The following is a 14,841-nucleotide window of genomic DNA, read 5'->3' on the forward strand; positions in this document are numbered from 1 at the left end:
TATTCGCATTGGCTGGCTGTTTATCGATGGCATCTGTCTGCGCTTTGGCTTTCGCTTTCGCGTCTTCCTTAGCTGCGTCTTTTTCACCTTGACTTAACTTATTGTTGTTGTCAATGGCTTGAAGTTTGGCATCCAACTCATCTTGAATGGCTTGTTTTGCCTTCTCTTTCCCTACTGGGTTCACCTTCTGAACATCGGCTTCTCCGGTAGCTTGAGCTGTTGTGACCGCTGTTTGAGAACCAGCACCTGTAATAGCAAGGTTCGCTTTTCTAGCTTCCTCTTTTGCCTGCTCCTTAGCCCTAGACTTTTCAGTTGGCGACAAGTGACCATTATCTTCAATACTTTGCTCTTTTTCAGTCAACTTAGCAGTTACAGCATCGTTTGCTTTCTTTTTAATTTGCACCTCTTCATTCAACTTTTTCTGCTGCGCTACAGCATCTTCTGCTACTGTTTTGTAGCTAGCTGTAGTACTAGTGTCAGAATTCAGTGCATCTTTAATTTTTTGCAATTTTGCCTCATAGACTGCTTTGGTTTCTGGCGTTGACCACTTAGTATCGTCATCTAATTGTTCTTTTAATTTATCATACGTCTTAGTCAACAACGCTTTAGCTGCTTTTTTAGTATCCTGAGTTATACTAAACTCTAATCCAGCGATAGGTAGAGCATAGTGCTTCCACGGTACTTGGTACCCCATACCTAAACGAGTATTATCAGCAGAACTGATACGCACAGTATATTCAGTGTATCCAGGAGGAATCTCAATATCTTTACTTGTAAAGGTCCCTGTCGTTCCGTTAGGACTCTTTCCTCTTTCAGCTAATTTTGTGTTTAGGGTATCTGTAGATGTATTACCTCTAGAAGTATCAATATATGAAGAATTTCCATCCCTAGCCGCAATCACTTTCATATCAGGAGTAGTGTTTTTCCTTGAAGGATCAAAAGTTACACTATAAAGACGGACAGGGGTGCTAGTCTCGTCAGTTCTTCCCAGAACCTCAACCTTATATTTAGCTTTACTACCATCTATATCTCCTGTATATCCCGTCTTAAACGAAACCTTTGTAGTTGATCCGACAGTAGGAGAAAAAGCTTTAAATGTTTTTTCTATCCCATTATAGCCTGTTAAACCTCTAGCAATTGTATTGCCCTCATAATTGTCTTTATACTCTGTTTTATCAAATACTTTTTGAGTTCTAGTTGCTTGAGTTCTTACTTCTGATAAAAGCAAGACATGTTCATTTCCACGATCTAAGACAGACTCTGAAGTCCATGTCCTATTTGTGTAATTATTTTGTTTTACAGTATTCACTGTCTCAATTGGAAAGACACCGTTTGCTGTTTTTCTTGCAACCGCAAACTTCCCCTGTCCGTCTGAATCTATTACAGCCTTCCACCCTCCGAACTCATTTAATTCTTTTACTTCACCCGGGGCTATACCCTTGGTTGCCGCAACCTTATCTATATCTGCAAGTTTTGTTTCGTTGTTAATTGTATTAGATAAGTTCACTAGCTTAGCCAGCAGTCCGTCTACATTTTCATTCTCATTCGGCGCTTCAAAAACTTGATTCGCAGCAGGATCGTCAGTTTGTTCAGAAGATGTTGAAAGATCTCGGCGCGACCTCTTCTTAGGTTTATCTTCTAAGGAGTTGGATGGAGTAGTATCAGAGACAGATTGTTCTTGAGAATCTCTTCCATCTTGAACTCTATCTGAAACTGAATTTGTATCTTTAGAAGTAGTAACAGCTCCAGTTGCTTCACCTTCAATTCCTTCAGCACCACTAGCCTTCTCCTTTACTACATTTGTACTATCAGAATGATCCAAATTTTCTTGATTAGAATCTCCTTGAGAATGCTCTATCTTATCTGAATTACTCCTTGAGTCAGGTCCTTCTACTTGGTGCACTCCTCTATCTCCAGAATCTTTTTCAGCAGCAGATACAACTCCGCTCCCCATAAAAAGATAGAGCGTTGCCACCGCTACCGATGCAGCACCAAAACTAACCTTACGAATCGAAAACCGCAAGCGTTTTTCTCTATCTTCGCTACCTTTATAAAACATATATAATCCTACTCCTTTTGCGATAATTATCTGTTGATATATATTAAGGAGGGCAAATAAAAAGCCCCCCCCCTAAAATTTTTATGTAAATTTTAGACTGGCATAATTCATTATACTCTTTTTTGTTTTATAAATCAAATGTTATGAACTAAGCTTGATATGATGCATCTTAGCCAATTCTTCTGTTTCACGCGAAACACCCTGCGCCAGGCAAGGTGTTCTTGCTTTTATACTCAATGAAAATCAAAGAGCAAACTAGGAAGCTAGCCGCAGGTTACTCAAAACACTGTTTTGAGGTTGCAAATGGAAGCTGACGTGGTTTGAAGAGATTTTCGAAGAATATTAAACCCCAAATTATTCATATCTCACACTAACCAAACAATTCAAAAACCACCAGAAGAGCCGTTAAAATACTGCCCTTCTGGTGATTTTCATTGATAGCTGAGTCTCGAAGAAGGTAGAGTTTAAATTGCAACTACTATCATACAAAACTCTTTGATCCTATTTATTTTTATCACAATTTTGATTTATAGTTCTCCGAATACCTTTTAAATGTGAAAGCATTTCATTGGAGCTTTGAAAAATACATACACTGTTTTTATTCGTATGTTAACTTGATAGAATCTTTGTCTTCAAGCATTTTTTTAATGTTAACGACAGGCAATATGAAGTTTGGGAACTCATTACCCCGAGTAATCATATCAGATACGATAGGCCGAATATAGGACCAAAGAATTGCTAAGCCATTCTCTTTAAGAAAAGTTTCAAAATCAATATCAAATTCTGTATCGTCATATATAAATGAAAATTCTCCAACAATATCTACAATAAGCTCAAAAGCAGAATCATCTGAATCTATATTTCCTTGCTTTGTTATCAAGTTAACATAAGCAAGGTTTTCAGATTTTCTTATTAAAATCTGTGCAGACAATTCAGGCTGTAAATTAATAGTACTATTTGTTTGGTCAAAACTAGGATTTCTTCGGTATGATACTTCATTTAAAAAATAATCTTTAAATTGTAAAGAGGACATTAAGCTGCCACCTCACTATTTTCTTTTGTTGTAATTAAGTTTTCAGAATCTATTGGTAAATATGAAAAACATGACTTCTTGTTTTTTATATTATATTCAGGCATTGCATTTACTTTAGTTATAGAATTCAAATCATCAAACTCTTTTTGATTATTTAATTGAGGAGTAAAATGGATTTCATCTTTATATTTTTTAAGACTTCCTGATATATTCAAATCATAATCAAATTCATTGTTTACTGAATAAATTTTGTTGGCCTTAATATTTTCAACTAATTCTTGGAACATTGGAGAATCCATCAAAGAAAATTCTTCAGTTCCTAAAAAGTTTGACAATAAACTCATAAAAGCCTCCTTATTTATAAAATGTTTGTAATACAATTTAAATCACGGATACAAATTTCCTCTCCATTCTTTCCGTCAATTACTGGTAAAAATGGAATATCTGTATATGTTTTAGACTGCACGGCTTCATAATTCTTCCCATGCTGAGACGCTAAATCAAGCAACAGTTCAATAATTAATCCTTGATTTTGGTTAAGAAGAGTAGCTCTATTTTTGGCTCCGCTACCTGAAATACCTGCAATCTCACGTTCAATTTGAATAGATGCCGCTTGTCGATATTCCTCTAATAACCTTTGGTTTTTTGGGTTATCTAAAATAAAAATCTTATCTATAGATTTTAGGGTGATTTTAGCATGAATTAACTCAGGCCTAACCCCAGGTTTGCTTAGTTCAAATGACTTATACTTTGCGACATAAGCAGAAGCAATCGTTTTACCAGTATCTTTGTTAAAAGGTAGAAAAAAGTAAATACCATTACCCAAGTCGTTCGGATGTCTCTGTTTATGAATACCAGGTTTATATTTCTCATAAGAAAACCCAGCAGATAGAATCTTTTCTTTCCTTTTATTGGTGGTGCCGTGCCACCCACTATATTGTAGCATAGAACCTCCTGATGAAGCTACTAGCTTAATTATACTGTTAAAGCTTAGATAATTCAACTATTACGGGCTTTTTTGAAAAAATTCTAGCGATTTCCAGAACGTAACTGAGCATTAAGACAATAACTACCTCACCTTATCATGCCGAAATTATCGGATTTTATCAGAATTAAAACCCCATAAAATCGGGCTTTTTTGAAGAATAGAGTGGATTGGAACTAGAACAGTACACTACGACTACTAAAACATTTCTAGAAATTAATTTGACTTTCCTAATCAATTTGTTCAAATCTTATTTCAATCTACTATAAAAAAACACAAGCCTAAGCCTGCGGAAACATTATCTATTCTAAATAGTCTTTTTCTGTTATGACTCTTAATCTAGTAGAATAATTCTGGAATGTTGAGAATTTAAAGCGTTTAGGATCTTCAAGTTTGTTTCTATCGTTCATTTCTAAAGCACGGTTATAGTCTATAATAGCTTTCACTAACTTATTGATTATAGCTTTATCATTATCCATTACTTTATAATAATCTTCGACTTTCCGAAGGCGAAAAGTGGTATTTAGTAAATAACTTTTATCTTCTAAAATCAATGTTTTACCAATATCTAATCCTTCAACATATCCTTCTTTTGCTGAATTTCTAAGCTTATACTTCAATTGATACTTTTTAGGAATGTAACTTCTAAATGGAATCAAGAAAGTTAGCCCCTGTATTTTGACAACAGTTACCGCAAATCCCCTTCCTTTATTCATTACTTCCTTCGTCTTAAAGTCATAGTCCATCGCTTGAATAAGGTCGTAATCCTTGCACATTTTTAAATCAATTTGACCTAATTTTAATTTTTTGCTTTTCATTTCTATTCCCTAGATAAAAAGCTCACTAAAAAGTGAGCAACATTTCCAATGAGATACTTCTGTTGACGAGCGCGTCTCTCCGCCCCCTCATTGCCTCACGAAAAGGCTAGACGAATCGAAAGGAGGTGAGTTTTCCTGTTTTCAATTCTACTTATTCTTACACATTTTTTTAATTTTGTCAAACAAAAAAACGCAAGCCTAAGCCTGCGGTGAGTGTAATCTATTTTGAAATTTTTAAATAAAAAAGGAGCATTTAAGCCCCTCCTTTGAAATAACGGACCCTTTGGCTGGTCGGTGTACCCAGCATCTCAGATACCCTTTTGCAAGGTGTGGCAGGAACCTTTCTGCCCTCAAATGTCTTTCGTTAATGTTATTCTAGCACTATCTAATTTTTTGTCAAGTTTTCTCAATCTACCAGACTTGATACGTATTAGCTACACCCTCAACAAACTTAAAAAAGTTCTCTTATCTGAAACCATCACAAAAAAACACTTGTTTTACTAATTTTAAGTGTACCACAATACCTCCAATTGCTAATCGATAGAATTGCTCTTAGGAAACATTCCCTTTCTGCTATTCTAGCATAAGTTTGTCTAACTGTGGCATTTGAAACTAGATAATTCTTCTGTTTCACGCGAAACACCCTGCGCCAGGCAAGGTGTTCTTGTTTTTTATGTCGTATAAATCGTTGAAGCTGTCGCAATGGTATGCCACTGGTTGGCTGTTGTGGCTGCGAAGTCCTTGTCTGCGTAGAAGTCGTTAAATGGCAGGATTTCCACTTCTAGTTCGTCGATGTGGTCAAGCTGTCCAGCCAGATAAGCCTCGATACGGCTTTCTGCTCGCTTGATGCGTTGCAAGAGTCCGCCCATACGGATGTCAACTGTATCCAAGCCAAAGACCTTGTTTTCTTTCAGCCATTGGTGGCTAAAGAGGACATGGAAGTGTTCGATTTGGCTTCTAAGTTCTGGTAATTCCTGTCTGGCGATTTCTTGCAGGCTTTCTTTATCATCCGTTTGGTAAGCCTGACGAATGCGTCTTCCCACATCGACTTTGCTACTTAAAATCTGATTCAACTGGGCCTGAGTTTCAAAGAGGTAAGAGTAAGCACCAGCTTTTTCTTTGATTTCAGCAAGTATCTCAGCAGCCTGAGCAAAGTGCGGTTTGTCCTGTTCAGGTGTCATGTGTCGGTCAAGGATAGGACAGAGAACATCCTGATAAAAGACATAGCGGTTGGGATTGATGCCACTGAGATTGTCCGGCAAGTCTGGCAAGAGGTTGGCAAGGTCAATCTGCATAAAGTCCTCAACCGATAGACCAGTATTGGTCTGGAAGTGAGCAGACAAACTATCTAGGTCATTGCGGTAGCTTAGTTCTGCCCAGATTTGCAAGCTTGGGAGGACAGAGAACTGGGCAGTTTCACCACCATTGTCCCCCCAACCCGTCACGATGACTTCTTTAATCTGATTGGCACGGCAGGCTTTATTTGCCTCGATAGCCACTAGACGGCTAAAATGGTTGTGAGGTGTAAAGCCAATCCACTTCCAAGCTCCCCCTGCAAATGCAAGGTCACGACTAATCTTATGATGATTGCGGAAATTGCGATTATATTTTTCCTCGCTATCCTGATAATAATCCCAGTAAACTAAGGTCACACGGTCTTTGAGACGGTCTAGGTAGACACGAGTGTCTTCTGGAATTTCCACGTCGCGGTCGTACTGACCATCCGCTGACATAAGTTTAAAGAACATATCGCTCCACATCTGGCAGTGGAAACCATATTTGTCAGCAATATCCAGCACGCGCTCCAAGTGTTGACACATGAGGAGACTACGATCCACCACACCGTTCAGAATCAAGTAGCGTCCCAAACCAACCAAGTGGGCTTCGTCCATCCCGATATTGACCTTGCGAGTCTTCAGTTTAGATAGAGTAGCAAACATACCATCAATCAGGTCATAAACCTTTTCTTCGCCGATAAGGAGGATATCCTCCACATCACGGAGCTCCTGAACTTCTTTGACACCCCATTTAACGAAGGCAGACAAGTGGGCCAAGGTCTGGATACATGGCACAAAGGTCATGTCAAACTGCTGGGCATAGGCTTCGATTTCCTGCAACTCCTCAGCTGAGTAGGCTCCACGGAAATAGCCAAAGTAAGGCTGCCCTTCAATCTGGTAAGTGTCTTCCATGTAAAGTTCAAAGGTTGAATAGCCCATGAGAGCTAAGAGTTCAATCATCTGCTTGGCAGAAGCCACATTCAGCACCGCATTGCGCGAACAGTCAGCCATATAGGCTAAATCTTCGTAAGCTGCTTGTTCCTCAATCTCTACTTTATCACCTTCTACTAGAGCTGTTGCCAACAAGGACAAGGCACGATAAAGTTGGTGAGGTTTGCGGTAGGTCAATTGATAGTGACCATCCTCACCCTTGATAGAGATAGAAGCTTGGTCAGATTGGGCGACAGCTACCTCTACATCTGGTAGCGAAATGTGCTTTTTAAGCAACTCTACTGCTTGCTCTTGTTTGGAACTAAGTCCTGTAAATGTTACCATTGGTTTTCCTCCTGTAGCCAGTTAACAAGGGCACCGTAAAGATTAGCATCTGCATGATAGGTGCAGGCTTGGATAACGGGTGCGACCGTGTATTCTTCGTAGGTATCGACAAAGTCTTCAACAGCTTCCTTGACACCTTGGATAAAATCTGGATTTTGACTGATAGAGCCTCCCAGACTGATGACATCTGGATCAATCAGATACTGGATATTGAGCAAGCCTTGCGCCAGATTACGGTTCATGCACTCAATAGCTTCTTGACAAAGAGTATTACCTTCTTTAGCTTCTTGGTAAATCTTGCGACCGTCCCAGTCAGTCTGACCAGACTTTTCAATCACGTATCGCACCATATTTCCAGTTGATGCTAGTTGCGACCAGTTATTGAGTTTTTCAGCAGGGGCAAGGGTTGTCATGTAGCCAAATTCTCCACCCAGACCGTGGCGACCTCGGTGCAGTCTGCCATTGATCATCATGGCTCCGCCAATCCCTGTCCCAATCACGACACAGGCTGCATTTTCAAGTTCTGGATGAGCCAGTAATTCACTGAGTCCAACGCAGTTGGCATCATTTTCCAGATGGACAGGAATCTGATAAGAGCTAAGCGCCTCATACCAAGAAAAGCCATGGATGTAGGGCACCGCACTGAAGCCATCAATCACACCTGTCTCTTGATTGACCGCACCTGGAACGCTCATAGCAATCCCGCTATAATCCTGTTCTGACAAGCGCTGGTCTAGCCAAGCTAGTAAATCCTCCAAGTTTTCTGGTGTTGAGATACTTGTCTTATCTAGTATTTTCCCATCAGGAGTCAGACTGGCAAACTTAATCCCAGTCCCTCCGATATCAATCGTTGCAATGGTCATTGTTTTTACCATAAAAAGGGGCGAATCAGCAGTTAGTTCTTACCTTTTCGCCCCTCCTTTCTTTTGATGTTTACTTTTTGAAATTAAATTTCTTCTTTTTTGATGAATTCTGTACGAATCTCTTGTGGAGCCAATAGTCCTGAATGAACTGGGTATGGTCGTTCAAGTAGGTCAAGGAAGAGATGTTGACTTTCTGGTACACGTACATTTTCACTACACATATTGTAGTAGCGAAGAACATAGCCTTCTTCATTTTCAGCTACCTTAAAGGCTGTTGGACAGATTTGCGGTATGCTGAGAACAGAATGGCTCAAGAGGCTACCAGTCGCAGCCACGCTTCCTTCCTGTCTAGCAAGCTGAAGGCTGGTAAACGGTGTCTGCAAGGCTTTAGCTCGACGATAAGCTGAGAAGCGTTCTTGGGCTTGGTGGCACTCAAGCGCAAACTCGACTTCAAATTCACGCAAGCATTGTGCTTCTGGTGTTGGGAAGTAGCCCCAGTCACCTAGCTCACCTGATGCACGCAAAATAGTCACTGCAATGGTGTCGTCTCCAAGGATTTCGTATTCATTCAATCCCTTGTTGGATACAGTCACTCCTTTTTCATCGTCATACAGACTGACAAAGGCTTGTTGGTGTTGAGGATTTTCAGGATTTTCCCATGAAGCAGCTGGTTTGTTTGGTCGTGTCACCACCTCATAGATGCTCTCTGAGTCATTGCTTGGACGCGTGTTATGAGTCTTGATCAAGAGACGGATACGGTGGTCTTTGGCAGTGTTGGTAAAGCGAGTCTTGCAACGGATTTGTGGATTGTCAACAAAGACAGTCAACTCAGTTTCAAGAGGAATGCTTGTCAATTCTTCTGACCGTCCAGCCTCACGCTTCATAAACTCGATAATGCCTTTTTGCTCTTCTTCTAGCTTTTCATCTGCACTGACAGGCACGGTCAATTCATGTTTGAGCAAAATCTTAGCGTAGCGAGCTGTGTTTTCCAAGACCTCGTAGCCCTTAAGCTCTGCATAGATTGGCTCTGTTCCTTTTGGTTGGAAATAGATATACTCATTTCCGATGTCACCACGGTCTTCGAAGCGGATAAAGTCTTCATAGGCTTCGTGAGTTGTCTTGTCATAGACTGTGATATTGTCATCCACACTCACCGTTACAAATGGCGTATCAATCACTCCGTTTTGGTAAATGCCTTCACGGTGTTCTTGCTCTCCTTCCAGCAATTGGAAGGTTGTCCAAGAAAGTGGCGCTAGGTGAACTGGAATGGTCACGCGCACTTGTCGAGCAATACGAGCTTGGCGGAACTTATCTTTTGGTAAATCATACTCAAAATTAGCCCCAAGATCCTCGATTTTAACCTCTACAGGACGCCCATCCAAATCCTCCACACGGTAACTTGGCAAGGTAAGAGCAGCCATCTTCTTGTAGCCTTCCGTTGGGTGTAATTCCTTGAAATCACAAGTCGCCACATCAATCACTGTGCTGACAGTATCAACCTTATCATGCAAGCCTGTGTTAATGACAGTAAAGAGATAATCACTTTGAGCCTTAGCCGTAGCAATTTTACCCTTCCACTCATTAAGAAGATTGGTCTTAACAAAGTTTCCGACTTGGTTGACCTTGGCAAAACGCGTTTCCATCTCGCGGTGAACTTCGTCCACGCTACAGCCACAGATACTATCATGCGGCGCATTCTGCAAAAGTGTTTTCCAAGCATAGGTCAACTGGTCCTTGTGGTTGTGGCCCCCAGTGATAATCGTCAAGGGTTCTACAACTTGCTCTAGGAGGTTGCTATTTTCTTGGAAGGCTTGTTTGAGATAAATACGAGATGAAGAAGTGTTGGCAAGTGTGTACCAGCCGTCTGTTTCCTGACTAGTCAGCTCACCTGTAACTGTTGATAACTGCTCTGGTAGGGCACCTTCCACAGCTTGAACATATTCATCAAAAGAACTGTGAACAAAGGTCACATCTGGGAAGAGTTCATTTGCCACACGAATAGCTTCGCTCAGATTTTTCTGTACAGGCTGGTGGTCACATCCGTTCATCATCAACCATTGGTTGGTCGAAGCATAGGCACGCACATCTGACAATTTTTGTTTCCAGAAGGTCAAGGCCTCATCTTTATCAACTGGAATTTCATTCCCATTACTGTACCAGTTGGCAAAGAGGATACCGAGGACACGACTTCCGTCCGCACCCTGCCAGTACATTTCTGAAAACTGGGAAGTAAACTGCTCATCTTCGAGGACTTGGTTGTCAAATCCAATCGGCTTCACACCACGCCCAAAGGCCGCCACGTGAATCCCTGATTTTTGAAGGATTTGAGGCGCTTGTCCCATATTTCCAAAGGTATCTGGGAAGTAACCAATTTGAGTAGATTTGCCCCATTTTGCACATTCTGCTTGACCAATCAAGGTATTGCGGACGTTGGCTTCACTTGAAATCAAGTAATCATCCTGCAAAATGTAAAAAGGACCAATCTTCAATTTTCCTTCGTCAATGTAGCGTTGAACTTTGTCGCGATTTTCAGGACGAATCTCCAAGTAGTCATCAAGGACAATAGTTTGTCCATCTAAATGGAAACTCTTGAACTCAGGGTCATTTTCAAAGAGATCAAAAAGATTGTCAAATAATTCCACCAACTGCATACGGTGGCTTTCAAAAGGCAAGTACCACTCACGATCCCAGTGACTATGTGAGATAATATGTACAACAACATTTTCCATGAAGTAAAACCTCATTCTAAATTAAATTTTTAATGTTTTAAATGTAAATTTGTGATTCTGACAAGAATCGGTTGCACTAATACTCAATGAAAATCAAAGTGCAAACTAGGAAGCTAGCCATAGGCTGCTCAAAACACTGCTTTGAGGTTGCAGATAAAGCTGACGTAGTTTGAAGAGATTTTCGAAGAATATAAATCACGCTCCTTAGCGAATATCTAGGTAATCCAAGACCAACTCACAGAACATCATGTTAGCCCAAGAGAACCATTCACGAGAGTAGAGAGTTGGGTCGTCCACGTGGAAGCTTTCGTGCATAAGACCTGTACCGCCATCGCAAGCAACCAGCTGATCCAGCAAGAATTTCTTCTCTGCCTTATCTCTTGTTGTCAAACCTTGGATAGACAGAGCGATTGGCCAGATATAGCGATAGAAGGTATGAGAACTTCCGAGACCGCTAGCGTATTCTCCTTGGTAGAAGTATGGATTTTCAGGACTCAGAATGGTACGACGAGTGGCTTGATAAACTTCATCATCGACCGAACAGTAACCCAGATAAGGTGCAGCCAGCAGACTTGGTACGTTTGGATCATCCATGATGCTAGCATTTCCTAGACCATCCACTTCAAAAGCATAAATTTTCTCGCCCTTGCTGTTGCTTGTGTAGGCGTAGTTTTCGATTCCTTCTTGAATCTCAGTCTGGAGACGCTTGGCATCAGCAATAACACTCTCGCTATCAGCTAGGGCTAGTTCTGCAAAGATTTCTTGGACATACCCCAAAACAACAACTGCAAACATATTTGACGGAATCAAGTAGCTATATTGACAACAATCATCACTTGGACGAAAAGCTGACCAGGTCATTCCTGTCACGGCAAAGTCAGGACCAAAACCATCATTTACCAAAGTGTCTTCCTTACGATCGGTATCACGAACAAAACGATAAGGAGAGTTCTTGTGGTCTTGTTCCACCGTCCACAGATGGATAATTTCCTTAGTCGCTGTGACAAAAGTTTTATCAAATTGACTAGTCTCGCCAGTTTCTTTCCAGAGGAGATATGCTAACTGCAAAGGATAGCAAAGCGAGTCCACCTCATACTTGCGTTCCCAAATCCAGCCATTAAGGTCGGTATGGTCTGTCTCGTGGTGGCCCTTCCAGTTTTCCTCAATGTTGAAGGAGTTGGCATAAGGATCCTTGAGTACCAAGGTCATCTGACGATTGACCAAACCTGCAATGGTCTGACGCAAGAGGGGATCTCTTTTAGCCACATGCAGGTAGGGTCTGAGTTGAGCTGTCGAATCCCGAAGCCACATAGCAGGAATATCTCCTGTGAGCACAAAGGTTGAACCATCTTCAAGGATTTCAACCGTATTGTCCAAGGTGTCGGTGTAGCAACGCTCGAAAACATCCACCCACTCTGGATGGTCCTTAGCCCGCTCTGCCACTTCATCTAGCCACTCTCTAACAATTTCTTTTGAATAAATCATCGTGCAGTATCCTCTTTCAAACAAGTTTCATTTTCAGTATATAGCTTTTGAGACAGAAAATACATACACAAATGATAGTCATTTTTCTACAAAATAGTTATCTTTGAAGCTCCTTTTCTAAAGGCTCTATTTTTCTGATATAATGTAGAAAAACAGCTAAAGGAAAGACTATGAAACCACTACTTGAAACCATCGATACCCGCTTTGGAACTGCCAGCAAGCATGCCTTTTCTCGGGGAAATACCCTGCCATACACAGGCGTGCCTTTTGGGATGAATTACTTTGTGCCCCAGACCAGTGACCAGGAGGGAGCTTGGTTTTTCGATCCACATCTGCCTATCTTTCAGGGGATTCGTTTAACCCACCAGCCCAGTCCTTGGATTGGCGACTACTCTTGGCTCCTTCTGACACCTGTCACCGGTCAACTGGGTGGAGACAGCCTCTTCCACCGCCAATCTTCCTATGACATAGATAAGGCCTCTTTCCAACCTCATTATCTGAAAATTTTCTCCCTGCGCTATCAGATTGAAAGCCAGCTCACACCGACTTGCTACGGCGCTTCTATTCGCTTAGAGCAAAAGCAAGGCAAAACCATCTCCCTCTACCTTCACGCAGGAGATGAACTGACAGTGGAGCAGGTAGATAAGCGAACTCTGGCCTTGAGACAAGAAGGAAAAACTGAGACTAACAAAAATCCGCTAAAACTATTCACTGCCCTGCAAATGAATACGGATATTCTTGCTGTCAGCCAAGAAGGGGGAGACTGGCGAATTGACCTGGAAGATAGCCATGCAGAGATTCAACTAGGCACTTCTTTCATCTCGCCTTCTCAAGCACTGCTTAATCTACCTCAAGTAGATTTTGATAACTGTAAAGCAAATGCACAAGCGGACTGGGAAAATCTCCTCCATCGTTTTGACATTATAGAGACAGGAGAGGCTGATCGAACCTTCTTTGATCACTGCCTTTACAGACTCTTCCTCTTCCCACAGACTTTTTATGAGGTTGATGAATCAGGGCAAGCCATCCACAAAGATCTGGCTACTGGAACTGTCAAGTCTGGTGTCCTCTTTAGCAACAATGGTTTCTGGGATACCTTCCGTACCACCTTCCCCCTCTTTGCCCTTATCATACCGGAGCACTATCACCGCTTTTTAGAAGGTCTTCTCAATAGCTACCGCGATACTGGTTTCCTTCCAAAATGGCTGGCTCCAGATGAACGGGGTATGATGCCAGGTACCCTTTTAGACGGTATTATCGCAGATAGCGCCTGCAAGGACATGGCCCCCGACCTAGAAGAAGAACTCCTCCAAGCCATGCTTGAAACAGCCAGCAAGGCCGACCCTCTCGGCATCAATGGTCGTCACGGATTAGCCCAATACCAAGAACTGGGCTACCTCTCTACCGACCACCACGAAAGTGTCAGTCATACCCTAGACTATGCCTATAGTGACTTTTGTATCGCCAGCTGTGCCAAAAAACTAGGTCAGAATGACATCGCGGAAACCTATAGGACTGCTTCACAAAATTACCGCCATCTATTTGATACTGAGACAGGTTACATGCGAGCGCGAGACAATCGAGGCAACTTCCGCCCTGACTTCTCTCCTTATAGTTGGGGACGTGATTATGCCGAATGCTCTGCCATCCAAGCAACTTTAGGCGTTCTCCACGACATCCCAGATTTAATTCAACTTATGGGTGGAAAAGAAACCTTTAGCAACTATCTTTTAAAAGCCTGTCAAGATGCTCCCCTCTTTGAGACAACAGGCTATGGTTACGAGATTCACGAAATGAGCGAAATGGCTACTGCTCCTTTTGGACAACTCGCCATTTCCAACCAGCCTAGCTTCCACATTCCTTATCTCTTCCGCTACAGCATTTACCCTGACTACACTGCCCTTCTTATCAAGACCTTACGTCAGAAAGCCTTTCACCCAAGTTGGCAAGCCTATCCTGGAGATGAAGACAATGGCAGTCTCTCTGCTTGGTACATCTGGTCAGCTCTCGGATTTTATCCTACCTGTCCAGGAAAACCAAGCTATGATCTCGGAATCCCTCTCTTTGACCACCTCCGAGTCTACCTGGCTAAAGAAGATAAATGGCTAGATATTCATACTGAGCAAAACCACAGCCACTTCAACTTTGTCAAAGAATGCCGACTGGACAAAAAACTAGTATCAACTATTCAACACCAAGACCTCCTAAAAGCTGAGCAACTAACCTTCACCCTCAGCTGGTTGCCAAGTCACTCATCCACTTCCTGAAATGCAAAAATCTCCTAGCAGACTTTCCTGCTAGGAGATTTTCTTATGAG

10 protein-coding genes are annotated in these 14,841 nt (G+C 41.7%); 1 reads left to right on the forward strand and 9 read right to left on the reverse strand.

Annotated elements, in window-relative coordinates; all coding sequences use genetic code 11:
* The 9 genes from HT728_RS05615 to HT728_RS05655 form a co-directional block, all read right to left on the reverse strand.
* The coding region (locus HT728_RS05615; protein WP_173234272.1) for a YSIRK-type signal peptide-containing protein at positions 1 to 2,059 on the reverse strand (2,059 nt) is incomplete at its 3' end.
* Between the two features lie 598 nt (positions 2,060 to 2,657).
* Positions 2,658 to 3,092: a protein-export chaperone SecB gene (locus HT728_RS05620; RefSeq protein ID WP_000096817.1), complete on the reverse strand. Its 435-nt coding sequence runs from the start codon at positions 3,090 to 3,092 to the stop codon at positions 2,658 to 2,660.
* Positions 3,092 to 3,436 carry a hypothetical protein gene (locus HT728_RS05625; protein ID WP_033680294.1) on the reverse strand — a complete coding sequence of 115 codons (345 nt, stop codon included), beginning with the start codon at positions 3,434 to 3,436 and terminating at the stop codon, positions 3,092 to 3,094. The genes HT728_RS05620 and HT728_RS05625 overlap by 1 nt, the downstream gene beginning before the upstream one ends.
* 14 nt (positions 3,437 to 3,450) lie before the next feature.
* Positions 3,451 to 4,038: a hypothetical protein gene (locus tag HT728_RS05630; protein WP_173234274.1), complete on the reverse strand. Its 588-nt coding sequence runs from the start codon at positions 4,036 to 4,038 to the stop codon at positions 3,451 to 3,453.
* Positions 4,039 to 4,379: 341 nt separating this feature from the next.
* Entirely contained in the window at positions 4,380 to 4,895 is a 516-nt protein-coding gene (locus HT728_RS05635; protein ID WP_050242789.1) for a hypothetical protein, read from the reverse strand.
* Positions 4,896 to 5,566: 671 nt separating this feature from the next.
* On the reverse strand, positions 5,567 to 7,447 hold the full coding sequence (locus HT728_RS05640) for a beta-N-acetylhexosaminidase (RefSeq protein WP_173234276.1): 1,881 nt from the start codon (positions 7,445 to 7,447) through the stop codon (positions 5,567 to 5,569).
* Positions 7,441 to 8,310 carry an ROK family protein gene (locus HT728_RS05645; RefSeq protein WP_173234358.1) on the reverse strand — a complete coding sequence of 290 codons (870 nt, stop codon included), beginning with the start codon at positions 8,308 to 8,310 and terminating at the stop codon, positions 7,441 to 7,443. The genes HT728_RS05640 and HT728_RS05645 overlap by 7 nt, the downstream gene beginning before the upstream one ends.
* An 83-nt stretch (positions 8,311 to 8,393) precedes the next feature.
* Positions 8,394 to 11,039 carry an alpha-mannosidase gene (locus tag HT728_RS05650; RefSeq protein ID WP_173234278.1) on the reverse strand — a complete coding sequence of 882 codons (2,646 nt, stop codon included), beginning with the start codon at positions 11,037 to 11,039 and terminating at the stop codon, positions 8,394 to 8,396.
* A 204-nt stretch (positions 11,040 to 11,243) separates the two neighbouring features.
* Complete coding sequence (locus HT728_RS05655; RefSeq protein WP_173234280.1) at positions 11,244 to 12,524, reverse strand: glycoside hydrolase family 125 protein; 1,281 nt, start codon at positions 12,522 to 12,524, stop codon at positions 11,244 to 11,246.
* A gap of 170 nt (positions 12,525 to 12,694) precedes the next feature.
* Between HT728_RS05655 and HT728_RS05660 the strand changes: the two genes are divergently transcribed.
* Positions 12,695 to 14,791 (forward strand): GH92 family glycosyl hydrolase, encoded by a 2,097-nt coding sequence (locus HT728_RS05660; protein WP_173234282.1) that lies wholly within the window; start codon positions 12,695 to 12,697, stop codon positions 14,789 to 14,791.
* The last annotated feature ends 50 nt before the right edge of the window (positions 14,792 to 14,841 follow it).

Origin of the sequence: Streptococcus sp. 544 (genome assembly GCF_013277385.1) — a bacterium.
Lineage (GTDB): Bacteria > Bacillota > Bacilli > Lactobacillales > Streptococcaceae > Streptococcus > Streptococcus mitis_BA.